Raw genomic sequence first — 23,441 nt, 5'->3', positions numbered from 1 at the left:
AGATTACTCGGAAATAATACAATGCAAATATCACAAAAGTTTAATTCCAGAAGGAGAATGCGCAATGCAAACGACAGCACACCGCAAATTCAAGAAAGCAAGCTTGCTGCTCTTGGCCCTGACTATCGGATTATTTAGCCTTTCGGCATGCGGCAAGAGCGGAGGCTCCAAAGATAAAACGACGGTGAACATCGCCATTAACGGCGGTTTGAACCTGCTCACGATCGCCAAGAAGAAAGGCTGGTTCGAAGAGGAGTTCAAAAAAGCGAACGCGGACGTCCAGTGGAACGAATTCCAAAGCAGCGTCCCTCTGCTGGAAGGACTCGTCTCCGACCGCGTCGACTTCTCTTTCATCGGGGACGGCACGGTTGTAACCGGCAAAGCCGCCAACAGCCCGTTCACGGTTATCTCCGTCACCGGCGTTGAAGGCAATCAAAACAGCGTAATCGTCAAGCCTGACAGCCCAATCCAATCGATCGCGGATTTGAAGGGCAAACAGATCGCCGTAGCCAAGGGTTCCTCCGGTCACATTTTCCTGATCAAAGCGCTGCAGAAAAACGGCATGAAAGAATCCGACGTCAAAATCGTTCAGCTCCAGCCGGACGAAGCAAATCCTGCGTTCCAAGCCGGACAAGTCGACGCTTGGGCCATCTGGGACCCGTTCGTTACGACCGAAGTCGATGCAGGCCGCGCACGGATCGTCGAAAGCGTGAAAACGATGGGCTTCGTCGCCCCCGCCGTTATGATCGGACGCGACAAATTCCTGAAAGAACATCCTGACTTGACCGCAATTTACTTGAAAGTGTACCAGAAGGCCGTTGATTGGGTCGCTCAGAACGTGGACGAAGCGGCAGACATTTTGGCAACCGAGAAGAAAATGGATAAAGAACTCGTTAAGAAGCTGGTCCAGAACACGCATTACATCAACGAGCCTGTTACGCCGGATACTGCGGCCGCCATTCAGTCCACTGCGGACATTTTGCTCGAATCCGGCACGATCAAAGAGAAACTCGACGTTAGCAAAGTGTACGACAACTCTTACTTCGAAGCTTCTAAGAAATAATTTCGGCGCCTGAGCGCGCACGGAAAAACAATTGTCTGGAGGACTTTGCCATGAGCGCAGCGAGAGCGGCATCGATTCAAAATTACTTGCAGACGGCAACGAAAATCCGGGATAGCGTGCAACATTTGACCGAGGAACAGCTTACGTGGAAACCCGGCCCCGGCAAATGGAGCATTAGCGAAATCGTCGGCCACTTGCTCGATTCCAATATCGTCAATTCCTACCGCATTCGCAAAATCATCTCGGAGCCCGTCACTCCGATCGTGACGTTCGCTCATGAAGAGTGGACGAGCGTCCAGCGTTTTAACGAGACGGAAATAACGGAGTTTCTGGAAGCATACGACGCGATCACGCGTTACAACGCATTGCTGCTGCGCAAGCTGGACGAAGAGCAATGGCTTCGTTTCGGAATGAAGCATGAAGATCAGATCTCGATCGCCCATATTATCGATACGTTCATCTGCAATCACGTGAACCAGCATCTCGGTCAGATCGAACGGAACAAAGCCGCTTATCTCGCGAAATAGAGGAGGGGCACGATGACACTCGAACATTTATTGGCGCAAGCCGAAGCTATCTATCCGAAAGTCGTGGAGTGGAGGCGCTATTTGCACCGGCATCCGGAGCTTAGCTTCGCCGAGAAGAAGACTGCGGCCTATATCGCTGAGTTGTTACGCACTTTCGGCGGCGGCAGCCTAGTCGTTTCTCAGCCTACTCCCTCTAGCGTAATGGCTAGACTGATCGGAAGCCGTCCGGGCAAAGTGCTGGCGATTCGAGCAGATATCGACGCGTTGCCTATCGAAGAAGATACGGGACTGGCGTTCTCCTCGGAGAACGCGGGAGTGATGCACGCCTGCGGACATGACGGGCATACGGCAACCGTGCTCGGAGTAGCCCGAATCGCCGCAGAGCAAATGCATACGGATGAGTTCGAAGGCGAGATTCGTTTCCTCTTTCAGCATGCAGAGGAACTGCCTCCCGGCGGGGCGGACGAGATGGTCGCTGCCGGCGTCATGGAAGGCGTGGATTGGGTAATCGGCGCGCATCTGCAATCCCCGGTCGAAGTCGGAAAGGTCGGCGTTGTCGCCGGTCCGATGCTCGCCTCCCCGGACACGTTCTATATCACGATCAAAGGCGTAGGCGGCCACGCCGCCGAGCCTCATCGTGCTGTCGATACGATTGCCATTGGGGCGCAAGTCGTCACGAACCTTCAGCACATCGTATCCCGAGCCGCCAATCCGATGAAACCTCTGGTCGTCTCCGTCACCCAGTTTATCGGCGGACACGCCCACAACGTTATACCCGGCAGCGTCGAGTTATGCGGTACGGTTCGTTGCATGGACCCCGAGCTCCGGGATCAAGTACCCGAGTTGATGGAACGAATCATCGACGGCATTACGCAAGCGCACGGCGCCGAATACGAACTGCGGTATGTTTACGGTTATCGGCCGCTGATCAATCATAAGGAAGTTACGCAGATCGTGGCGGATACTATTGTGGAGTTGTTCGGCAAGGAAGCTTTGTACGAAATAGAACCTAGCATGTCCGCCGACGACTTCTCCGCTTTCCTGAATGAAGCGCCCGGCACCTACTTCAACATCGGCGCAGGCAATCGGGAACAAGGAATCGTATATCCGCATCATCATCCGAAATTCACGATCGACGAACGGTCGCTGCTCGTCGGCATGAAAGTATTCCTTGCAGCATCCTTGAAGCTTCTTGGCAAGAAGTAAGCGCAACGTAAAACCGTTGTGCACCCCATGGCTTGGATTCCAAGCAGGTAGCCGCGCGTAGCACCGTTATTTCGGCGGAACATGGGATTCCAAGCGAGTTTCGCTAGTATTGCTTCTGTAAAAAAGAGACGAATCCGGAAGGTCAGCACGACCTTTGCCGGATTCGTCTCTTCTTATATACTGTCGTCCGGTTCTTCCACGTAACGACGCAGCGCTTCCAGTTTGTTCTCCCAGAATCGCTCGTAGAAGGCTAGCCAGCTCTTCAGTTCGCGAAGCGGATCGGCGTTCAGCTTGTACCGTGTCTCCCGGCCGACTTTGCGCTCTTGAACAAGGCCGGCGTCTGAAAGTACGCGCAAGTGCTTGGACACCGCCGTCCTCGTCATCGGGAAATGGCCGCTGATCGCGTTAACCGGCAACTCCCCATCGACAAGCAAGCGGAGTACGCTCCGGCGGGTCGGGTCGGCGATCGCCTGGAAGACGTCATGCTTCTCAGCCGTCGCCTCGCCGGCCGCATTACGCTTCGACATAAGATTTGAGCTTCTGAACGAGGCCGATCCAGCCGCCGCTCATCCGTTCGCGGACTTCCGTATGAGTCTGGCCGAACTCCGTCAAACCTTCCGCGCTCCAGCCGCTGTGGATCAGGGTAAATTCCGTCTGGTCCCCTTGCTCGGCGAGTTCGAACGTTAACGTCCAATCTTTGCCCCATCTGAACGAGAGACGATTAGGTGGATCGACTTCTGTCACCTTGCATGGCGACTTGCCAAAAGGACCGGCCTCGAGATGGAACTCATGGCCTTCGACCGGTTGCATGTCGTTCGGCATAAACCAAGCGGCCAACCCTTCGGAAGTGGCGACCGCGTCCCATACTTTGCGAATCGGAGCGTTGTATACGAGCGTCTGGCGAATATCCGGCAGCGACGGTGTTTGATCATGTTGCGACATTGAGGGGAGCCTCCCGTAAAGTTGTTGTCAATAGGAAACCTTTTGGTTTCACTTCGTTATTATATGAAACCATTTGGTTTCCTGTCAACAACAAGTTATAATGGCCGTTCGACCTCGAACAGTTCTCCCAGCCGGGAGTACGAATTCCCTGCCAGCCTCGCGACCGGCCGCAGTGCTTTCGCATCGATACGGCCGTTCTCGTATAGACTCTCGTCGACATGGAAGCGAACGACGCGACCGATGAGCAAGTCGCAGGCTGGCGAGTCCGCCGTGCCGCCAAGAGGAATCGCCTGTTCCAACACACATTCCATTCGGAACTTCGCCTCTGCGACGCCAGGCACTCCGATCATCTCGCTCGGTGCCGGCGTCAAACCTGCCAGTTCGACTTCGCTCTCCTCCGGCGGCAAGTTCGCCGCAGTTGCGTTTAGTTGCTCGATATAGCCTTCGTCGGCGACGTGAACGACGAACGCCCCGTTCTCCTTCGCGTTGCGAGCCGTATCTTTCGATACGCCGTTCTTGCGTTGCACCGACACGGACACCATAGGCGGATTCGCCGACACGATGCTGAAATAACTGAACGGCGCGGCGTTCAAGACATCCGACGAGGACAATGACGTGACGAAAGCGACAGGCCGGGGGATGATGCCGCCCGTCAGGAGCTTGTAATTGTCCCGCTCGCTCTGGCCGCTTGGGTCAATGGCGATCATGACTTAGCCTGCCCTTCCTCGCCTGTCCCGAATCGCTCGGCGAACCAAGCAGCGGCCTCTGCCACTTCCGTTCCCGTCAATCGGTGCCCCGCGCGTTCCCAATGAACGCTCACTTCCGCGCCCGCGCCGCTTAGGATACCCTCAAGTTCCTCCGTCTCCTCTGGTCGGCAGATCGGATCATTCTCCCCTGCGCCGATGAACACGGGCACGCCCGACAAGCTCGGGAGCTGCAAGCCTCTTTGCGGAACCATCGGATGATGCAGAATCGCTCCCTTTAAAGTTCCTTCATAACGGAAGAGCAAGCTGCCTGCAATGTTCGCGCCGTTGGAATACCCGATCGCCACCACGTTGCCGCGTTCGAAGCCGTATTGCGCTGCCGCCTCGTCCAGAAAATCGTGCAGTTCCTTCGTACGGAAGGCAAGATCCTCGAGGTCGAACACGCCTTCGGCCAACCTGCGGAAAAACCTTGGCATGCCGTTCTCCAGCACATTGCCGCGCACGCTCAGGACGGCGGAATCCGAAGAGACCGCATCTGCGACAGACAGCAGATCGTGCTCCGTGCCGCCGGTTCCGTGCAGCAGCAGCAGAACCGGCGCTCCTTCTCTTTTCCCTGGCCGATAAATATGTTTCATTAGAGATCCGCCTCCAATACTCGAACTTCGAACGGTGTCAGACCGGCTTCAATCTGTGCCCGATGCGGTTCGTACCAATCCGGCAGCATCAGCTTTTCACCCATTGTTTCAGCGGGTTCATCCCGAGCAAAACCCGGAGGATCCGTGGCGATCTCGAACAATATGCCGCCTTCTTCCCGGAAATAAATCGCGTTGAAATACTGTCTGTCGATGAACGGCGTCGGATGGTATCCGCCCTCTTCGACGACTGCGCGCCATCTGGCGTGATCCGCGTCGTCCACAGCGCGCCAGGCGATGTGGTGAACAGTACCGGCTCCGCCTACGCCGTGAGCCATCGGAGCGACATTCACATCGATCAGGTTACCAAGATCGCCGGTCGCCCGGAATCTGGCGTAGCCGTCTTCTTCCGCGATTTTCTCCAAACCCATCACGTTCTGAAGAACCGATGCGGTACGCTCAGGCGCTGTGCTGAACAGAACCGCCCCACCGAAACCTTTCACTGCTTTGTCTGCGGATACTCCGCCGAAAGCCCATTGGCTCGCTGGTCCGGCTTCACGTTCGACAAGCTCAAGGCGCAGACCGTCCGGATCGGACAGTTGTAAGAAATTCTCGCCGAATCTCGTTGCCCGGGTCGCCTCGATGCCAAGTTTGGCGAAACGTTGTTCCCAGAAGTCAAGGGTGCCGACCGGCACGACATAAGTCGTAATCCCAACTTGGCCGCCGCCGATGCGTCCTTGACGGGATGTCGGCCACGGGAAAAACGTAATGACCGTTCCGGGGCTGCCGTTCTCGTTGCCGAAGTACAGATGGTACACTTCCGGCGCGTCGAAGTTAATCGTCTTTTTTACCAGACGGAGACCAAGCGCTCCTGAATAGAAATCAACCGTTGCTTGAGGGTTTCTTACGAATGCCGTTACGTGGTGAATACCAGCCGTTTGTTGTTTGCGTTCAGTCATTGTGATCGCTCTCCTTTGGAATGTGGTATAGAGTTCCCTAAAAACGAATGTTTTGATAAATCTTTAATTTAAGATATATGACGTGAGAGACAGGCCGCTAAAACCCGTTCTCCGCATATTTGCCGAGTTTCTTCAGCAGCTTGCAAGCAACTTCTTTCTCATCTGCGGACAAACCGTTCGTCGCCGATGCGATAACTTGCGCGTGATCGGGGAATATGGCCTCTATCAACTTAGCGCCCTCGTCGGTCGTCTCCGCATAGATCAATCGCCTGTCTTCCTTCGATGCCCGCCGCCTGACGTACCCTTTCTGCTCAAGCTTATCGACTACGTAAGTGATGTTGCCGCTGCTCATCAACACTTTACCTCCGATCTGCTGGAGTGGCTGAGGGCCTTTGTGATAAAGCAGCTCAAGCACGCCGAATTCGGTCCGGTTCATCCCATGCCGCTTAATATCACGATCTGTATGTGCATTAACCCACTGGCTTGCCCGGGTTAGCGCAATGTATAGATTAAGCGAACTATCGTATTGTTCTTGCATCGGCAAGCGCTCCTTTCGTTTATCTTGATTTTAAGATAATACAATTGCAGATAGTTGTCAATACCCCTTCGAGTTAGAATGTGTTCTTCCGTTCGAATCCACAACTTTAGTCCTATCAAACCCTCCTATAGGTAGAATTGATTATTTTCACGCAATGTTAACCTCATTCAAACAATTTTATGGTATTTTATACAGACGGATTTTGGCGAATAATGGAATATCACTCACACTAAACGCAGCTTTTGCCGAAACCTGAACCTCAAGACATAGGTCCAGAGAGGAGGGTTATCGTATCGAAGCTTTATAGGCATAGGGAATATACACATACAGGAGCGGAGATTCGTGAACAGATTGAACAAATTAATGAAGCTTTCCTTTTTCGCCAAAAATTTATTACTTTCATTTATTAACATTATTTTGATCGGAGCGGCTTTGATCTTTTCCGCATATTTGATCGAAAAAAACATTCTCGTCGATCAACTGCACGGGCAAATCAAAGTGGTTACCGAAAACTGGGCCAAAGGCATCGATGCAGATAAAATCCGGAAGGCGATGGACGAAAAAAGCTATAAGGGCCCCGTTCAGACGGAACTCAGAGCCTACTTGGACGAGGTTAACAAAAACAATCCGAACATCGCCCAGGCCTATGTGTTCGGCACGGAGCTCAAAGACGGCAACCAAACGTCGATCGCGGCCATGCCAACAAGCCTTGAACAGGCCTTTGAGGAAGCGAAGCTAAACGTCGGAGACATGTACGAGCAACCGCAAACGGTCGCTGACGCCCTCGCTTCCATGCTGAAGAGCGGGAAACCGACGTTCACGAGCTTCTATTCGGACGATTTCGGCACATGGACGACGATCGCCTATCCAATCAAAGACGCGAATGGCCAGACTTTCGCTTATTTCGCTGTCGATGTTGACGCTAGTGCCGTCCCGAAAGGTTTGGACAAGCTGCTGACGTCGGGCATCGTCATTTTGCTCCTCTTCCTAGCTGTTATTCTTTGCATCCAATACTTCGTCTCCCGCCAGACGCTCAAGCCGATCAAGGAACTCATGCGCGGCATCGAGCAAGTGAGCGAAGGCAATCTCGACGTGAAGCTTCGTACGGGCAACAGCGATCTTGGCATGTTGAACGATAAGTTCAACAGCATGGTTGGCCGGATCAACGATACGATGGCTAAAGTTCAGATCGCTTCGCAATCGTTGACCGTGTCCGCGAGAGAACTTTATGCGATATCGGACAAAAACAGCGACAATGCGGAGACGATCACGGCCAGCATGAAGGAAATTACGGATGGCGTCGTTACCCAAGAGCAGGCGGCCGTCGACGGCGCCCGGGCAATGGCCGAGATGGCGACCGTCATCCAGAACATCGCGGCCAACTCCGCCAAAGTCGCAGACGAAGCGACGGAAATGGAGCACATCTCGCTGGACGGCAACAAAATCGTCAGACAAATGTCGAGCCAGATGGGGCAAATCGAGGAATTCGTTTCCCAGACGACCAACGCGGTCCGCATGTTGAACGGCCGCTCGCAGGAAATCGAGAATATCGTGTCCCTGATTACGGGAATCGCCAGCCAGACGAACCTGCTCGCGCTCAACGCGGCGATCGAGGCGGCGAGGGTCGGCGAGCAAGGCAAAGGCTTCGCCGTCGTCGCGGGAGAAGTACGGAAGCTCGCCGAACAGTCCGAGCAGTCAGCCAATCAGATTACCGATCTCATCAAAGATATCCAGAGCGAAATTCATACCGCCGTGCAGGCGATGGAACAAGGCACTTCCGAAGTCAAGATCGGTCAAGAAATCGCTGCGGACGCCGAGCGGATGTTCGGCGGTATTCTGAGAGCGACCCAGACCGTGACCCAGCAAATTCAGGAAGTGTCGAGCGCGACGGAGCAAATGTCGGCCGGCACCGAAGAACTGACCGCCACTTCGGCGGAGTTGTCCGCATCTGCAGGCGTGACCGCGGCCAACAGCGCGAAGATCGCCGCTTCGATCGAAGAACAGAAACAATCGATGCGCTCCATCGTCGAATCGTCCACCGGCTTGACGACGATGTCCGCCGAGCTTCAGCAATTGGTCGAACGGTTTAAGGTACAACGGAAAAACTAACGGAACAAACGAATCAGTCCCTATCGTCATTCTCCGAACATCAGCCGAGATGCCTTCCATTCTCGGGATTCTCGGGGAAGGAGGGCATCTCTATTTTAACAGTGGAGGTCGCCTATAATGACGCTTAATCCAAGCGCGATCGATCCGTCCCTGACGGGCGGATCGCACGGGCCGGTTCTTTTGCTTCCTATGGACTACTCGAGACATAACCGGACGTACTCTTACGCAACAGTCGAATATACATTGGACGAATCAATAAGCCGGATGCTCCGGCAACGTCGAAAGGAGGGAAATGAGGAAATCGCCCGGCTCGCCGCCGTATACTTCGCCTTGATCTACCGATTGTCTGGCGAGAAGGAAATGGCCGGAGGAATCGTCGCGGACAACGGCGAGCTTGCATCGGTGTTCGTCACGGCGGAATCGGCGAAGACGTTCGACGAGTTGCAAGGTTCAATCAGCCCAAGCTTAGCGGCGGCTAGTAAAACGACGACTGGTACGACGCAATTCGAGCCAGAAACCCGATTCTCCGTACACCGACCTCTTATGGCAGAACGGGAGCTTCTCGTATGGCAGCTGCTCGAGGATGGAGACGAAGGCGGTTGGCGCATTCGCGCCGAATACGACTCGTCGCTGTTCCGCGAAGCCACGATTATCCGCTACGTGCGTTATTATACCGCGTTGCTGGAAGCGGCTCTGGCAGACGGTTCGGCGAGTTTCGCCGGCGTCGACATTCTCGTCGAAGAAGACGCGGCCGTCTACGCCAAGCTGAACTCGACCGAGATGAACTATTCGAAAGACCAGACGATTCACGGAATGGTCGAACAGATGGCGGCGCTGTATCCGAACAAGACGGCGATCTCATCCAGCGAAGGGAAACTCACTTATCGGCAGTTGAACGAGAAGGCGAACCAAACCGCTCGCATGCTGATCGACGGCGGACTTCGCAAAGGGGAGTTCGTCACCCTTCTAATGGAGCGAAGCCTTGAACTCGTCGCGAGCCTGCTCGGCGTCCTGAAAGCCGGCGGAGCTTACGTCCCTGTCGATCCGGAACATCCGGAAGAGCGGAACAGCTACATCGTGGAAGACACGAAGTCGGCGTTCGTTCTGACGAAAGAGCGGTATTCGCAACAAGCAAACGCCCTTTGCGCCGGGATTAAGACAGTCAAAGAAATCATTGGCGTGGATGCGGGTTTTCCGAACTTCTCGTCGACGAACCCTAATGCTGATGTCGGCCCGGATGATCTCGCATACGTCATTTACACGTCGGGCTCCACCGGTCGGCCGAAAGGCGCGCTTATCGCGCACGAAGGAGTCGTTAACCTCGGCGAAACTGTGAGACGGGATTGCCATATTGGACCCGACGACGTTTTGACCCAGTTCGCGACATACAGCTTCGATGCCTCGGTGTGGGATACGGTTGGAGCATTGTTCTACGGAGCTGAATTGTACTTGCTGTCGCCGGAAGAACGTGTATCTGTCGAATCGTTCGCGGCAGCGGTTGAGCGGACGGGAACGACGATCGTCGCCATCCTGCCTACAGTGTTCTTTAATCAGCTGTCGGCGTATTTGTCCGAGGAAGGCTACGCGAAGCTGTCGCGGGTAAAATTGGTTACAGTGGCCGGAGAAGCGCTGTACGGCGAGCAAGTCCGCGCCTTCCAGCGCAAATTCAAGGATGCCATCGACATCGTGAACGTATACGGGCCAACCGAGTGCACGGTGTGTACGACGACCTATACCGTTAGCGGCTTCGTTCCGGACGACGTGACCAACATCCCGATCGGGCGGCCGATCGGCAATTACAACGTGTACATCGTCAACGAAGAGAACCGTTTATGTCCGGTCAACGTTCATGGAGAAGTGCTTATCTCCACCGTCGGCCTTGCCAAAGGCTACTTAAACCAGCCGGGTAAGACGGCGGAAGCGTTCGTGCCCAATCCGTTTAAGCCTGGCGAGCTGATCTACAAATCCGGGGATTTCGCGAAGCTGCTTCCCGACGGAACGATCGAGTATGTCGGCCGCCGAGACTCGCAGATCAAAATTCGCGGGCACCGGATCGAGATCGGGGAAATCGAGGACGCATTCGCCAAAATCGCGAACGTGCAAAACCTCGCCGTCGTTCCGAAAAAAGACCGGGACGGCCAGAATATGCTCGTCGGCTTCTTTACGTCGAAGGATGGAAGTCGGATGTCAGTCTCCGAAGTCAAACGGATTCTTGCCGGAAAGCTGCCTTCCTATTTCGTACCGAAGCACATCGTGCAATTGAACGAGATTCCGATCTCTCCGACGGGTAAGATTGACCGCAAAAAATTAGCGGGTTTCGAGCTTCAGTCGGAACACTTGGAAGCGGAAGAGCACGAAGCGCGAGCTGACTACGCGCCTCCCGAGAACGAGACGCAGGCTGCGATCGCGGCCGCCTGGCAGGAAGGGCTCGACGTGAAGCGCATTAGTATTCGCGATGACTTCTTCGATATCGGAGGCGATTCGCTCGCGATCATCCACGTGCTCGTGCTGCTGAAGCCTGGCTTCCCGGACATCGGCATCGCCGACTTCTACGAATGCCGGACGATTGAGAAGCTGGCGGAGCGTGCCGATCGAAAACGCGAAGCGTCCGGCGCGCGGCAAGCCTATTCGGGCGGTGAAGTTGTTTTGCTCGAAGAGCATCCTGCTGTGCTGAACGAAAAACTGACGGAGCGCCGCTTCGAGCGCCCGTCTACCATATTGCTGACGGGAGTGACCGGATACCTCGGCTCCCACCTGCTGTACGAGCTGCTCGTCCGAAGCGAAGCTTCCGTCTATTGTCTCGTCCGCTCGAATGAGACGGGTTCTGCCTGGGAAAGACTGCAGGCGACGATGACCTATTATTTCGGCCCGTTGTCGCTCGACCTGATGGACGGCCGCGTATTCGTCGCCGAAGGAGACTTGTCCTTGCCTGGGCTTGGGCTATCCGAAGAAACCGGCTTGTTGTTGAAGGCGAAGCTTGACGCTATCGTACACAGCGCGGCCGACGTGAGGCATTTCGGCGACGTCGAGCAATTTGCCGTCACGAATATCGCTGGAACTCGCCATCTGATCGCACTCGCCGAAGCAAGCGAACGCGAGGTCCGCTTCCATCATGTGTCGACGCTTGGGATCCCCGAAGATCTCGCTTTGAGCGGGCAATGGGAAGACGTACTCTCGTTACCGGAGTTAACGGAAGACCTGAAAGTGGACAATCCATACACCCAGAGCAAACTCGAAGCCGAACTGCTGCTGGCAGCCGCCGCGAAGCGCGGCCTCGCGGTCAGTATGTACCGCGCGGGCAATCTGAGCTGCCATTCCGCGAACGGCAAATTCCAGCGGAACATCGACAGTAACGCCTTCTACCGGATGCTGAAGGCGATGCTGCTGCTCGGCAAAGCTCCAGCAGCGCACTGGGAGGTTGATTTTACGCCGATCGACTACGCCGCTGGCTCGATCGCTCATCTGGCGATGCTGCCTGACAGCGCCGGTCGCGTATTCCATATCTGTAATCCGAACTCCGTTCGTTACGCCGACATGATCGATATGATTAACAGCTTCGGTTATGAAGTGGAGACGATGGAATTCGCCGCCTATTCCAGTTGGCTGTTCGACCCCTCCGTCACCAAAGACCCGGAGGCGGTCAAGCTGGCGATCGCACAGCTAGAGGGAGACGGCGCCAAAGACTCCGACTACCGCTACGCCTGCCCGGTTACGTCATCCTTCCTGGAAGGATCGACGATCCACTGCGCAGCTGCGGACGAAAGTTATCTCGGCAAGTTGATCGATTACGCAACGTCGATCGGCTATCTTCCTAAGCCGAAATCGCTGCTCGCGGCCGACCGCCTCGAAAGCGCACGATAATTAGGGGAGCGAAATAGTCGTCTAATCTAACTCGTGTGCACATTACACCTAGAACGAACCGATTCAGGTGCGAAGCAGAACAAACAATAATCGCCCTCTACTTGGCCAGGTGGAGGGCGATCTTCTTTATGTTCTGTGCCATTGTCGTCATGCAAAACTTCGCTCAATGGGCAGGTGTGCATGTGTTTAAGAGCGGGCAATCCTCATGGGGTCAGCGAATTCTAACGGTTGCTAACGCCGTTAAATCGCAGATTTTTGGCCTTTTGTGGTTCTAACGGTTGATATCGCGGCTATTCCAATGTTTTGACGCCACAAGAGTAAACCTGCAACAAATAACGGTGCTCATAACCGTTAGAGATTCAATGACACCATTTTTGACTGATTAACGACTGTGGTAACCGTTAGATTTGGTGCCATAAGGGGCGCTTTGGTCCACAAACAATAAAGTATACACACCAAGGTAGCGTTTCAGACTGCCGAGACTTTCTCTACAGTCTGAGGGCTGTCCCTCATGGGGCAGCCCTATCGCATTTACATCTTCTGAGCCCCGGCATCGATTACCCAGGGAAATTGGCCAATTCGCCCGCCTGAATCGCGAACAAGACGAACGACAGGATCGCCAGCAAGATTGACGGCATCGTTGCTTTCATGTCGTCTTTGGCGCGTACGTGGACCAACACAGCGACAACCATTGTGACGCCGAGACCCAAGCTTGCTAGCGCCGCCCAGCTCGGTTCCCAATAACCGACGACCAGACCCGCCGCACCGACAATTTCGACTAGACCAGTAAAGACGCGGAACCATTGCGGCAAACCCCATTTGCGGAACCCTGCGACCATGGCCTCGGCACCGGTTACTTTAGAAAAACCGGCACCCAAGAACGCCAAGCCAAGCAATCCTTGCAAAATGTAAGAAACAATATCCATACTTTCACACATCCTCCATATCACCATACTGCATCCAACAAAGGCACAGTATAGCTCATAATAAAATGCAGCCAACGTCCGTTAACTGCATCTGATCTAAGCACATATTAATACGAGTTCACAAAACTGTCAATCCCGTTCAATAAAATCCGCAATCGTATGCTGCTGCAGATACGCCACTGTCCGTCTCTCGGCCTCGGCCATAATTTCCAACAATCGGGCGTCGAGTTTCTCGCCTTCTGCCCCGCACTCCGAATGCCCTTCGCACTCGCCCGAGCCATCGCAAGTAACGGCGGCAAATACGTCTGCCAGCGTAATTTTCTCGGGCGACACCTTCAGGCTGTAACCGCCGTCACGGCCTTCTCGCGCTTCCACGAAGCCATTCTGAGCCAGTGTTGCAAGCACTCTGCGCATGAACGTCGCATGTGATTTCACCTGTCCCGCAATCGCCGAGCTGGACACGACGCAGTTGCATTTCGCAAGCCACACCAATATATGAACCGCTACCGCAAAACGCGGCGGACCGATTTGCACGTTTTTGTTCGACGCTGCCATTCCGCTCACCCCTTATCCGTCTATTGTACCGAAGGGGCTTGCCGATGCGCAACCGATGTCGAACGTTCCCGCTCCGCAACTTTGCGAAGCAGGTATTTGCGGCCGCGCCACCGCATCAACACGATCGTCCCGCGTACGATTTCGTCCGCGATCATGCAGCCATAGATGCCGATTAGCCCCCATCCGGCTTGAACGCCGAGCCAATACGAGCCCCCGGTCGCGACGATCGACATCGAGACGATCGCAACGATCATCGTAAACCGTGTATCCCCGACCGCGCTTAAAGAGTTGTTCATGGCCATGTTCAGCATTTTGGCGGGCTGCAAAATAAGATTAAACGCAAGCAACGACCGACCGATCTCCAAGATGTCCGGATCCGAGGTGAACACGCGCAGAAAAGAGCTTCCGACCGCGTACAGCAACGCCGCATTAGCCATCACAAGCGCAAGTCCGATGTATAATGCGCGAAACGCACCATTGTAAGCTTCATGCACACGGCCTGCTCCGAACAGATGGGCGACGCGAATCTGGATCGCCATCGCGATGGAAGCGCCGAGCATAAAGCAGAACGATTCCAACGTATTCATATACGTTCGAGCAGCCAGCTCCTGCGTGCCTAGTAAAGCGATAAACGCGAATATCGCCAGCTGCGAGAACACCCATCCAGCCATATTCACACCCATCGGCCAGCCGATGTTCACAATTTCGCGAAACAGCTTCGGCTTGAAAATTCGTAAATCCGGCCAAGTTATTTTCCTGTCGAAGGCGTACATAAACACGTAAAACAAAACAAGCGATGCGAGCAACCGGCTGACGTTTCCCGATACCGTGACGCCGAACAGCCCCCACTCGGGCAAGCCAAGTTTTCCGAAAATAAATACGTAATTCAGGCCGATATGAAGCATATTCATCCCTATGCCAACGTACATCGGCGCTCGCGTGTTCCCTGTGTTGCGAATGGCCGTATTCAAAGATGCGATCATCGCCAGCAAGAACATCCCGCCGCCGAAATGGCTGACGTATACGTTCCAGAGCGGGAGCATCTTCTCTTCCACATGCAGCAGTCCGGCAATCGCTCCTGACTGCGTATAGAGAATGACACTTATGACAAGCCCGATCGCAACGCTCGCCGTAAATCCCATGATCGCGATCGTGCGGGCGTCTTCATTTCTTCTTAAGCCCAGCTTCTGTGCGATGAGTATACCCGCACCGCCGGCGATCGTCATGAACAATGTCGTCAGCGCGTTGAACAGTTGCCCCGACAAACCGACGACGGCCACCGCATCATCAGATATTCTGCTGACCATAATGGTATCGACCATGCCAAGCAGAGCTTGCAGCAGCAATTCAATGAAGATCGGCCATGCCAGCGTCCATAAACCATAACGTTGCTCGGATTTCATAATCCCAACTCCAGTAACCCCAAGTTGTAAGTGCGCGCTTTCCTTGATAGACATTGCGCTCATTACAAATTATAGTGGGGTTAACAGAGTCTCTGTGTCACGTATCCAACTTCGATTATCAGAATCCAAACTTGATTTGCGGGAGCGATTACCATGAATCTGCTCGAACTCGCCGCGCCGCCGCTGCCCTATTACATTGCAAGCGGTCGTACCAGCTTCCGAATCGGAGATAAGCATATGAGCAGACGTAACATCCTCTTATTCGACCTGCTCGTCGTCACAAAAGGTTGCCTCTATATGGGCGAAGAGGATCGGCAATACGAAGTGGCAGGCGGACACGCCCTTATTCTGCGACCGGATTGTTATCATTACGCCACTGCAGGCTGCAGCGAGCCCACCGAATATTATTGGCTCCATTTTCAAGCTTCGGGAAATTGGAAAGCGACGGACGCCAGACCTCCGCAGCCGATTCGTCCTCAGGATGCGACTACGGTCGAATCGCTCAAGTTCAATGCCATGCACTTCCCCCTGCTTGTCCCGCAATACGCTGCGATCGCACAACCAACCAAAATGGAAGAGCTTCTCGCGCAGATTGTTGCCTTAGGGCCAAGCGCACACCTGACAGCTTCGCGCTTCAAGGAGCAGACGCTGTTTTTGGACGTGCTTCGGCTGCTGTCCGCGGGTATCGAAGACGATCGTTCCGTCCCCGCGACCTCATGCGCAGAGCAAGCCGCCGCCTATTTGCGAATGCATTATCGAGAGGCGATCACTGCGCAAGCACTCGGCGAAGCATTGAATTTCCATCCCGTCTACATCGCTCGCTGCATGAACAAGGAATATGGCTACTCGCCTATGACGTATTTGCTTCATTATCGGATAGAGCAAAGCAAGCTACTGCTTATGCAGACGGATTTCCCGATCTCGCGAATCGCCGAAGAAACGGGTTTTAATCAAGCTGCGTATTTCAGCTCTTGTTTCCTTAAGTGTGAGGGCTTATCGCCTAGGCAATATCGGCAACGCTTCTCTCTCGGCTAGGGCGCGTCTGAATACGCCCCTGAGCGTGTTTTCAGACACGCCTAACCTAGCCGCAAACGCGAGTTGCCGTCCCCGCTCCAGTACGACAACTCGCATCGCGCTCCCAGCGGGGTTACCTCGGCCATGTATCTGTTCAGCAGTTCTTTTTCGATATTCGTCAGAGATGTCGTCGTGTGGACATTAAAATGCAGCGTTCCGGTGTTAAAATCGTAACGACTGAAGGTGATCCCCCCGTTGCCGAGCATGCCGTTCATGACGGCGATCACCCCATCTTGATCGAGGTCCCGCTTGAGCGCCGTCTCGACGATCCGCTCCGGAAGCTCCCCCGCAGGCTGCACGCCATCTTTCTGCAGCTCGGAGTACGCTTTAACCCGATAGCAGACGTAAGGCGGCAAATAACTGTCGGCGAATTGCTGAAGTTCCCGCGCATCCGACTCGGACAAGCTGAGATTTTCGTCCCAGGCATACAGCGTCGCTTTGTTTTTCCCCGTCGTATAAGCTCTAACGTATTTCAATTGAGGCTGGTATTGCTTGATCAAATGTTCCGACAATAAACGAGTTCCCATCGTGATCGCCCTCCGTCCCGGATTGTGCCGCAGAGATGTGGATGCGCTTACATGATCGTGCTCGTTTTACACTATATTCTTTTCTCCGCCGGTTCAGACTTCACCTGCTCCGTCCGAATACTCCTATTTCTTCCATACCCCGTCCGGCTTATTTTTGATATGATCGGGTTACTGCGGCTCTTTCGAGCTTAACGAAAGCCGGCACGAGGGGAGATCGCCATGTTTCGAAGCAACAAAGGCAACCTGAAAGTATGGATTCACTTTTTTGTTCCTTATGCTTTATTGCTGGTCGGATTTATGGCCGTCGGCTTGTACGCTTATAATCGGACATCCTCTCTTGTCGAAAATCATTCCAAGGAGACGGCGCTCGCCGTCCTTAATCAAACGAAGGAAATTATGGACCGGCGCTTCGAGGAGTTGGAGACGATGGCGGAACAAGTCGCCAGCGGAACGAAAGCGCTCTCTTTCCAATATGTAGACAAGCCTTTCGCCGGAACGAATCCGGTGCGCATTCTGGAGCTGCAGAAGGATCTTTTTAACTATTCGCTATTTAATCATTTTATTCTCGATTACTATATCGTCTATCCGCGCGGCGGAATCGTCGTATCTCCCCGCGTCTCCTATTCCCTGCGTCAATTTTACGAGCTGGAATTCCGTTACAACGGCCAGTCCTTTGACGACTGGTTGTCTACCGTGACGTCCCGCCAGAAAATCAGGGCATTTACTCCCGGTCAGGCGGCAACCTACCGCGGCAAGACGACAGCCGTCGTCTCTTATATGCAGGCTTTCGGATCGCAGGACCGCGGCGGCATCGTTCTTATGCTGATCGACAACGCCCAGATCCAAAGCCATCTGCACAAACTCGATTCCCGCAACGGCGGATTCGCATTTATTTCGGACGGAAACAACGAAATCATTAGCCATACGGGCACGCGCACCGACATCGAATGGGTATCGAGCTTGAAGGACGGTTTTACGCCGCTCGATATCGACGGCCGCCGCATGCTCGTCACGAAGACGACGTCCCGCTACAACGGCTGGTCTTACGTGTCTGCGCAACCGGAATCTTACGTATTGGAGAAAGTCATTGATATTAAACAGCTCATTCTGACCATTCTCGGAATCGGGCTGTTCGCCGGTCTTGCGGCCGCTTTGCTGTTCTCCTATCGGAACAGCCGTCCGCTCTGGATGCTGCTGCGGGTGCTGCCGACCTATCGGACCGGTGGTGAAGCTTCGCCGGCCCGCAACGCCTGGGATTTCGTACGCTCGTCCGTAACAAATCTAGTGCACAGCAACGACTTTCTCTCCGAGAAAATGGAACAGCAGGTGCCTCTCATCCGCAGCGGTTTCTATGACCGCCTGCTCCGGGGCCACTATACGTCCAACAAAGACATCGCCGTGGCCATGGAGCACTCCCGCCAGACGTGGGAAGGCGAATACTTCGCCGTCGGCATTATCGCGATCGCGGGTTACGACGGCACCTATAACGAAGCGATGCTGACGGAGCTCGATTTCCGCAAAATCGCCATTCGCGACATTATCGCCAAGGCATATGGCAAGACGATGTCCTCGCACGACCTGGGCGAGAACCGAATCGGCCTGCTGCTGAACGGAGATGCCTCCGACGCGCCCTCCTTCATGGAAGACATTCGCCGCATGCTGAAAGAACTGCACGACCGCGTCGACAGCGCGCTGAACGTCCAGATTCATCTGACAGTCGGCGGTTGTTATTCGCAAATGACGGAAATTAGCAGATCCTACGAGGAAGCCCGCCTGCTGCTGTTGCGCGAAAGCTGGAGCGAGGATCGCCCCGTCGTCTTCCATGACGACGACAGCCAGACGCTGCCATCCTATTATTATCCTCCGGACGTCGAGCTGCGGCTGATCAATCTCGTGAAGTCCGGCAACGTGCCCGATACGGAAGCGCTTCTCGGCCAAATCCGCGCAAGCAATCTGGAGCAGCGGAACTTACCTGCCGCCGTCGGACGGATTCTCGTTAACGAATTGACCGGCACATTGCTGAAATGCTGCGAGCAAGCTTCCGTAGAGGCGGACCGCCAGCACGAGACCGTCGAGACGGCACTGCTCGCCTCGGAGTCCGGACGAGCGCCCAAAGTCGCGTTCGACCAATTGGCTGCCGCATTTTTACACCTTTGCCGCAAGCAGAATGAACGTAAGAAAAGCCATAATCAACAGCTTAAAGACGATCTGATCCGTTACCTGGACGAGCATTATATGCAAACCGACCTCAGTCTGACAACGCTGGCCGACCGCTTTAACACGTCGGAAGCCTATGTTTCTTATTTCTTCAAGGAACAGACCGGCGTCAATTTCTCCGACTACTTGGAGAATGTTCGCATGACGCACGCCAAGCGAATGCTTACCGAAAGCGATATGCCGGTCAGCGAGATCTCCGCATGGGTCGGTTATTACTCCTTGAACTCGTTCAGCCGCGCTTTCAAACGAGCCAATGGCCTGAGCGCTACGGAGTTTCGCAGAACCGCACGCAGCTGATCGCCTAAGTCCGGGAAGCCCGAGAAGCCCGCCACTACGCGCCTCACGGGCTTTTTCTAAAGCAAGGAATAATGCCTTAACACGGAATAGAAGCGCTTTCATGCCTATTCTTGAATCGTGAATAACGCTTGATTTTGTCTCATTTACGAAAGCGCTGTCACCCCCTATACTTCGAATCACCGGCCGGAACAACAAGTCATAAGCCGAGGGGGGATCGCATCTGAAAACGTTGTACGAAGCAAGAAAAGGATGGCAGTTATACGCGATGTTCGCGTTGCCGCTCCTGTACATCATCGTATTCAAATACGTGCCGATGTTTGGAAGCGTTATCGCGTTTAAGCAGTTTACTGTCAGCAAAGGGCTGTTCGGAAGCCCGTGGGTCGGATTCGCCCACTTCGAGCGTTTCTTCAATTCCTATGAATTTTGGCGGCTTCTCCGGAACACGCTCAGCATCAGCCTCTACACGCTGATCGCCAGCTTGCCGTTCCCGATCTTGCTCGCATTGGGATTGAATTACGTTAAGAACGAGCGATTCAAGAAAACGGTGCAGATGGCTACCTATGCTCCTTATTTCATCTCGCTCGTCGTCGTTGTCGGACTGCTGTTCCAGTTTCTCGATCCTCGGACTGGTATCATCAACACCATTCTCGGATGGTTCGGCGCCGACCCGATCAGTTTTATGGGCAAAGCGTCGATGTTCCAATCGATCTATGTCTGGTCCCACGTCTGGCAGAACGTCGGCTTCTCCTGCATCATTTATTTGGCAGCGCTGTCAGGCATCGATCCGTCGTTGCACGAGGCGGCCGTCGTCGACGGCGCAAACAAATTGCAGCGCATTCGGCACATTGATTTTCCGGGCATCTTGCCGATCGCCGTCATCCTGCTCATTCTGAACACGGGGCAGATTATGGAAACCGGGTTCGAGAAAATTCTGCTTATGCAGAACGCGCTTAACTTGCGGACGTCCGAGGTCATCGACACTTACGTGTATAAGATCGGGCTCGTGTCCCAAGCGCTTAACTTCTCGTATGCCACCGCCATCGGGCTGTTCAAAGCCGCCATCGGATTCCTGCTCCTCGTCATCGTCAACCAGACCGCCAAGAAGGTCGGACAGGAGAGCTTATGGTAGGAGGAACGAAAACGATGAATCGATCCGTCATCCGGGAGTCCGGCAGCGACCGCGTCTTCACGATCGTCAACTACATTGTGCTTGCGCTCGTGCTCGTCGCCGTCATGTACCCGCTCATCTATGTCGTCAGCGCGTCGTTCAGCTCCAGCTATGCCGTATTGTCCGGCAAAGTGTGGCTGTGGCCCGTCGATCCGTCTCTCGATGGCTACAAAGCGGTATTCAAAAACAAGAACATCATAACCGGCTTCCAAAACACCTTGTTCTACACCATCGCCGGAACGCTCGTCAACGTCGTCATGACGGTGCTCGCCGCTTACCCGTTGTCCCGCCGGGACTTCCGGGGACGCAATGGCTTCATGCTCATGTTCGCTTTCACGATGATGTTCAGCGGAGGGTTGATTCCGACCTACTTCGTCGTGAAAAACTTACACATGATCGACACCGTATGGGCGATGCTCATTCCGACAGCGCTGTCCGTATGGAACGTCATCATCATGAGAACCTATTTTCAAACGACGATTCCGCACGAACTGCTCGAAGCGTCCCAACTGGACGGCTGTAACGATTTCCGTTTTCTGGTCAAAATCGTCGTGCCGCTGTCGGGACCGATTATCGCCGTTATCGCGCTTTTCTACGCGGTCGGCCACTGGAATCAATATTTTAACGCGATGATTTATTTGAAAGACCCGCATTTATATCCGATGCAGCTCATCCTGCGCGACATTCTCGTCCAGAACGAAGTGAAGATCGATATGCTCGGCGACGTCAAGTCGGCCGCCGCCCGTCAAGGGTTGCGCGAACTGCTGAAATACTCGCTCATCGTCGTGTCTTCGGTACCGCTCCTGATCGTGTACCCGTTCGTTCAGAAGTTTTTCGTGAAAGGTGTCATGATCGGATCGCTGAAAGGTTAGAAGAATCCATTTCGCCAACCCTAAGGGAGGGTCCATATGAAAAAGTCATTCTTCTCCGTCATTGCCGCGTTGCTTCTGATTACCGCGGTATTGTCCGCCTGCTCGAGCTCCAACAAAAATAACGATGCCGCATCCAGCGCTCCAGCCAGCAATGGCAGCGCGTCCGGCGAACCGCAGACCGAAGCCGGCACATACCCGATCACCAAAGAGAAAACGACGCTAAAAGTGATGGTGCGCGGCAACCCGCTCGTCGAGGATTTCTCCACGAACGAGTTCACCAAATGGTACGAGGAAAAAACGAACGTTCACATCGAGTGGGAAGTCGTTCCCGAGCAGAGCATGCAAGAGAAGCTTAACCTCGTGCTCGCCAGCGAAGACTATCCGGACGTCATTTTCGGCATGAACGTATCGCCGGCGCAGGAGATGATCTACGGCTCCCAAGGCGTGTTCCTCCCGCTGAACGATCTGATCGAGAAATACGGCGTACAGACGAAGAAGCTGTTCTCCGACCGTCCCGACATTAAAGACGCGATCACCGCGCCGGGCGGCAACATCTACTCTCTGCCGGAAATCAACGAATGTTACCACTGTTCCTTGAGCCAGAAAATGTGGATTTACAAACCGTGGCTCGATAAATTGGGCCTGAAAATGCCAACGACGACGGAAGAGCTCTACAACGTGCTGAAAGCGTTCAAGACGCAAGATCCGAACGGCAACGGCAAAGCGGACGAAATCCCGCTGTCCGTCGCCCAGAAATCGTGGAGATCATCGATCGACGCGTTCCTGATGAACTCCTTCACGTTCAACCCGGTCTACGGCACGACGAAGCACTTGTTCGTCCAAGACGGCAAGCTGGACGTCGCTTTCACGAAGCCGGAGTGGAAAGAAGGCTTGAAGTTCCTGAACAAGCTGTACAAGGACGGTTTGATCTCCCCTGAATCGTTCACGCAAGACGATACGCAGCTCGTTCAAGTCGGCGAAAATCCGAAAACCGTCATCCTCGGCGCATCGACGGGCGGCCACGAAGGCGTGTTCACGCAACTGATGGGCGAAAGCGGACGCTGGAAAGAATACGTCACCGTTCCGCCGCTGAAAGGACCGCAAGGCGTACAGTACGCGCCAGCAGACGCAACCAGCTTGACGACAGGCGCTTTCATCATCACGAATAAAGCGAAAAATCCGGAAGTCGCCCTGCGCTGGGCAGACGGCTTGTACGAATACGAGCACACGCTGCGCAGCAACTACGGTCGTCCGGACGTCGAATGGCGCAATGCGAAAGACGGCGAAGTCGGCATTAACGGCCAGCCTGCGAAATGGTCCGAGCTCAAATCGTTCGGCGAAGTGCAAAACGTTAACTGGGCGCAAACCGGTCCGGCTCTCCGCTCCAACGATTTCCGTCTGAGCGCCGTCGCCAAAGGTCCGGACGATCTCGAAGTCATTCTCTACAACGAAACGAAAAACAACTACGAGCCTTACAAACCGACGAACATCGCAACCGTTCCTCCGCTCTTCATGACGAACGAACAAGCGACCGAAGTCGCCGACCTGTCCAAATCGGTCAACGACTACGTCGACGAGATGATCGCCCGCTTCGTTATCGGCGACGCGGATATCGACAAAGGTTGGGATACGTACGTGAAAACGCTCGACAGCATGAACCTGAAACGTCTGATCGAGCTGTACCAAGAAGCTTACAACGCTCAAACGAAAAAATAAACTACGGCAACGGCAGCACAATTCACAAACAAGCTAAACACGCCCGCTAGTCGTTGGGTCGTTGGTCGATAACGTCTTTCAGTATGTTATTGGCAAACTGGCAGCCTGGTCTCAGGTCGTTAACGTCTTTCAGTACGTTATTGCC

At 54.2% G+C, this 23,441-nt stretch carries 20 protein-coding genes; 10 read left to right on the top strand and 10 right to left on the bottom strand.

What is annotated here, in order from left to right:
* Positions 1 to 64: 64 nt before the first annotated feature.
* Genes ACFPOF_RS12115 through ACFPOF_RS12105 form a run of 3 tightly spaced genes read left to right on the top strand, consistent with a single transcriptional unit; the run spans position 65 to position 2,796 of the window.
* On the top strand, positions 65 to 1,063 hold the full coding sequence (locus tag ACFPOF_RS12115; RefSeq protein ID WP_378132860.1) for an aliphatic sulfonate ABC transporter substrate-binding protein: 999 nt from the start codon (positions 65 to 67) through the stop codon (positions 1,061 to 1,063).
* 50 nt (positions 1,064 to 1,113) lie between these two features.
* Positions 1,114 to 1,590 carry a DinB family protein gene (locus ACFPOF_RS12110; RefSeq protein ID WP_378132858.1) on the top strand — a complete coding sequence of 159 codons (477 nt, stop codon included), beginning with the start codon at positions 1,114 to 1,116 and terminating at the stop codon, positions 1,588 to 1,590.
* A gap of 12 nt (positions 1,591 to 1,602) precedes the next feature.
* Complete coding sequence (locus ACFPOF_RS12105) at positions 1,603 to 2,796, top strand: amidohydrolase (protein WP_378132856.1); 1,194 nt, start codon at positions 1,603 to 1,605, stop codon at positions 2,794 to 2,796.
* A gap of 173 nt (positions 2,797 to 2,969) precedes the next feature.
* On the opposite strand, the gene ACFPOF_RS12100 is transcribed toward ACFPOF_RS12105, so the two are convergent.
* The 6 genes from ACFPOF_RS12100 to ACFPOF_RS12075 form a co-directional block, all read right to left on the bottom strand.
* Positions 2,970 to 3,323, bottom strand: a complete 354-nt coding sequence (locus ACFPOF_RS12100; protein ID WP_378132854.1) for an ArsR/SmtB family transcription factor — start codon at positions 3,321 to 3,323, stop codon at positions 2,970 to 2,972.
* Positions 3,310 to 3,738, bottom strand: a complete 429-nt coding sequence (locus ACFPOF_RS12095) for an SRPBCC family protein (protein ID WP_378132852.1) — start codon at positions 3,736 to 3,738, stop codon at positions 3,310 to 3,312. Before ACFPOF_RS12095 ends, ACFPOF_RS12100 begins: the two co-directional genes overlap by 14 nt.
* Before the next feature lie 95 nt (positions 3,739 to 3,833).
* Positions 3,834 to 4,445, bottom strand: a complete 612-nt coding sequence (locus ACFPOF_RS12090; protein ID WP_378132850.1) for a flavin reductase family protein — start codon at positions 4,443 to 4,445, stop codon at positions 3,834 to 3,836.
* Entirely contained in the window at positions 4,442 to 5,077 is a 636-nt protein-coding gene (locus ACFPOF_RS12085; protein ID WP_378132848.1) for an alpha/beta hydrolase, read from the bottom strand. The genes ACFPOF_RS12090 and ACFPOF_RS12085 overlap by 4 nt, the downstream gene beginning before the upstream one ends.
* A complete protein-coding gene (locus tag ACFPOF_RS12080) occupies positions 5,077 to 6,033 on the bottom strand; it encodes a ring-cleaving dioxygenase (protein WP_378132846.1) in 957 nt (318 codons plus the stop codon). Before ACFPOF_RS12080 ends, ACFPOF_RS12085 begins: the two co-directional genes overlap by 1 nt.
* A gap of 97 nt (positions 6,034 to 6,130) precedes the next feature.
* A complete protein-coding gene (locus tag ACFPOF_RS12075) occupies positions 6,131 to 6,571 on the bottom strand; it encodes a MarR family winged helix-turn-helix transcriptional regulator (protein WP_378132844.1) in 441 nt (146 codons plus the stop codon).
* A 351-nt stretch (positions 6,572 to 6,922) separates the two neighbouring features.
* Here ACFPOF_RS12075 and ACFPOF_RS12070 point away from each other — a divergent pair, with 351 nt between their 5' ends.
* Positions 6,923 to 8,680 carry a methyl-accepting chemotaxis protein gene (locus ACFPOF_RS12070; RefSeq protein ID WP_378133139.1) on the top strand — a complete coding sequence of 586 codons (1,758 nt, stop codon included), beginning with the start codon at positions 6,923 to 6,925 and terminating at the stop codon, positions 8,678 to 8,680.
* A 117-nt stretch (positions 8,681 to 8,797) separates the two neighbouring features.
* Entirely contained in the window at positions 8,798 to 12,541 is a 3,744-nt protein-coding gene (locus ACFPOF_RS12065; protein WP_378132842.1) for a non-ribosomal peptide synthetase family protein, read from the top strand.
* A 557-nt stretch (positions 12,542 to 13,098) separates the two neighbouring features.
* Here the strand turns inward: ACFPOF_RS12065 and ACFPOF_RS12060 are convergent.
* The 3 genes from ACFPOF_RS12060 to ACFPOF_RS12050 form a co-directional block, all read right to left on the bottom strand.
* Positions 13,099 to 13,467, bottom strand: coding sequence for a DoxX family protein (locus ACFPOF_RS12060; RefSeq protein WP_378132840.1), 369 nt, complete (start codon positions 13,465 to 13,467; stop codon positions 13,099 to 13,101).
* Between the two features lie 129 nt (positions 13,468 to 13,596).
* Positions 13,597 to 14,022, bottom strand: a complete 426-nt coding sequence (locus ACFPOF_RS12055) for an RrF2 family transcriptional regulator (RefSeq protein ID WP_378132838.1) — start codon at positions 14,020 to 14,022, stop codon at positions 13,597 to 13,599.
* A 20-nt stretch (positions 14,023 to 14,042) separates the two neighbouring features.
* Complete coding sequence (locus tag ACFPOF_RS12050; protein WP_378132836.1) at positions 14,043 to 15,425, bottom strand: MATE family efflux transporter; 1,383 nt, start codon at positions 15,423 to 15,425, stop codon at positions 14,043 to 14,045.
* Between the two features lie 153 nt (positions 15,426 to 15,578).
* Between ACFPOF_RS12050 and ACFPOF_RS12045 the strand changes: the two genes are divergently transcribed.
* On the top strand, positions 15,579 to 16,460 hold the full coding sequence (locus ACFPOF_RS12045; protein ID WP_378132834.1) for a helix-turn-helix transcriptional regulator: 882 nt from the start codon (positions 15,579 to 15,581) through the stop codon (positions 16,458 to 16,460).
* A 41-nt stretch (positions 16,461 to 16,501) separates the two neighbouring features.
* Here ACFPOF_RS12045 and ACFPOF_RS12040 read toward each other — a convergent pair whose 3' ends face one another.
* Positions 16,502 to 17,026 (bottom strand): hypothetical protein, encoded by a 525-nt coding sequence (locus ACFPOF_RS12040; protein ID WP_378132832.1) that lies wholly within the window; start codon positions 17,024 to 17,026, stop codon positions 16,502 to 16,504.
* A gap of 219 nt (positions 17,027 to 17,245) precedes the next feature.
* Between ACFPOF_RS12040 and ACFPOF_RS12035 the strand changes: the two genes are divergently transcribed.
* The 4 genes from ACFPOF_RS12035 to ACFPOF_RS12020 all read left to right on the top strand — a co-directional run bounded on the left by ACFPOF_RS12035 (position 17,246) and on the right by ACFPOF_RS12020 (position 23,296).
* A complete protein-coding gene (locus ACFPOF_RS12035) occupies positions 17,246 to 19,540 on the top strand; it encodes a helix-turn-helix domain-containing protein (protein ID WP_378132830.1) in 2,295 nt (764 codons plus the stop codon).
* 265 nt (positions 19,541 to 19,805) lie between these two features.
* Complete coding sequence (locus tag ACFPOF_RS12030) at positions 19,806 to 20,669, top strand: ABC transporter permease (RefSeq protein ID WP_378133137.1); 864 nt, start codon at positions 19,806 to 19,808, stop codon at positions 20,667 to 20,669.
* A gap of 14 nt (positions 20,670 to 20,683) precedes the next feature.
* A complete protein-coding gene (locus ACFPOF_RS12025; RefSeq protein WP_378132828.1) occupies positions 20,684 to 21,580 on the top strand; it encodes a carbohydrate ABC transporter permease in 897 nt (298 codons plus the stop codon).
* 36 nt (positions 21,581 to 21,616) lie between these two features.
* Entirely contained in the window at positions 21,617 to 23,296 is a 1,680-nt protein-coding gene (locus ACFPOF_RS12020) for an ABC transporter substrate-binding protein (protein WP_378132826.1), read from the top strand.
* Positions 23,297 to 23,441: the final 145 nt, after the last annotated feature.

The organism is Cohnella soli (assembly GCF_042655525.1).
GTDB lineage: Bacteria > Bacillota > Bacilli > Paenibacillales > Paenibacillaceae > Cohnella > Cohnella soli.
The sequence above is the reverse complement of the archived record's forward strand: the minus strand, read 5'-3'. Positions and strand labels throughout refer to the sequence as shown.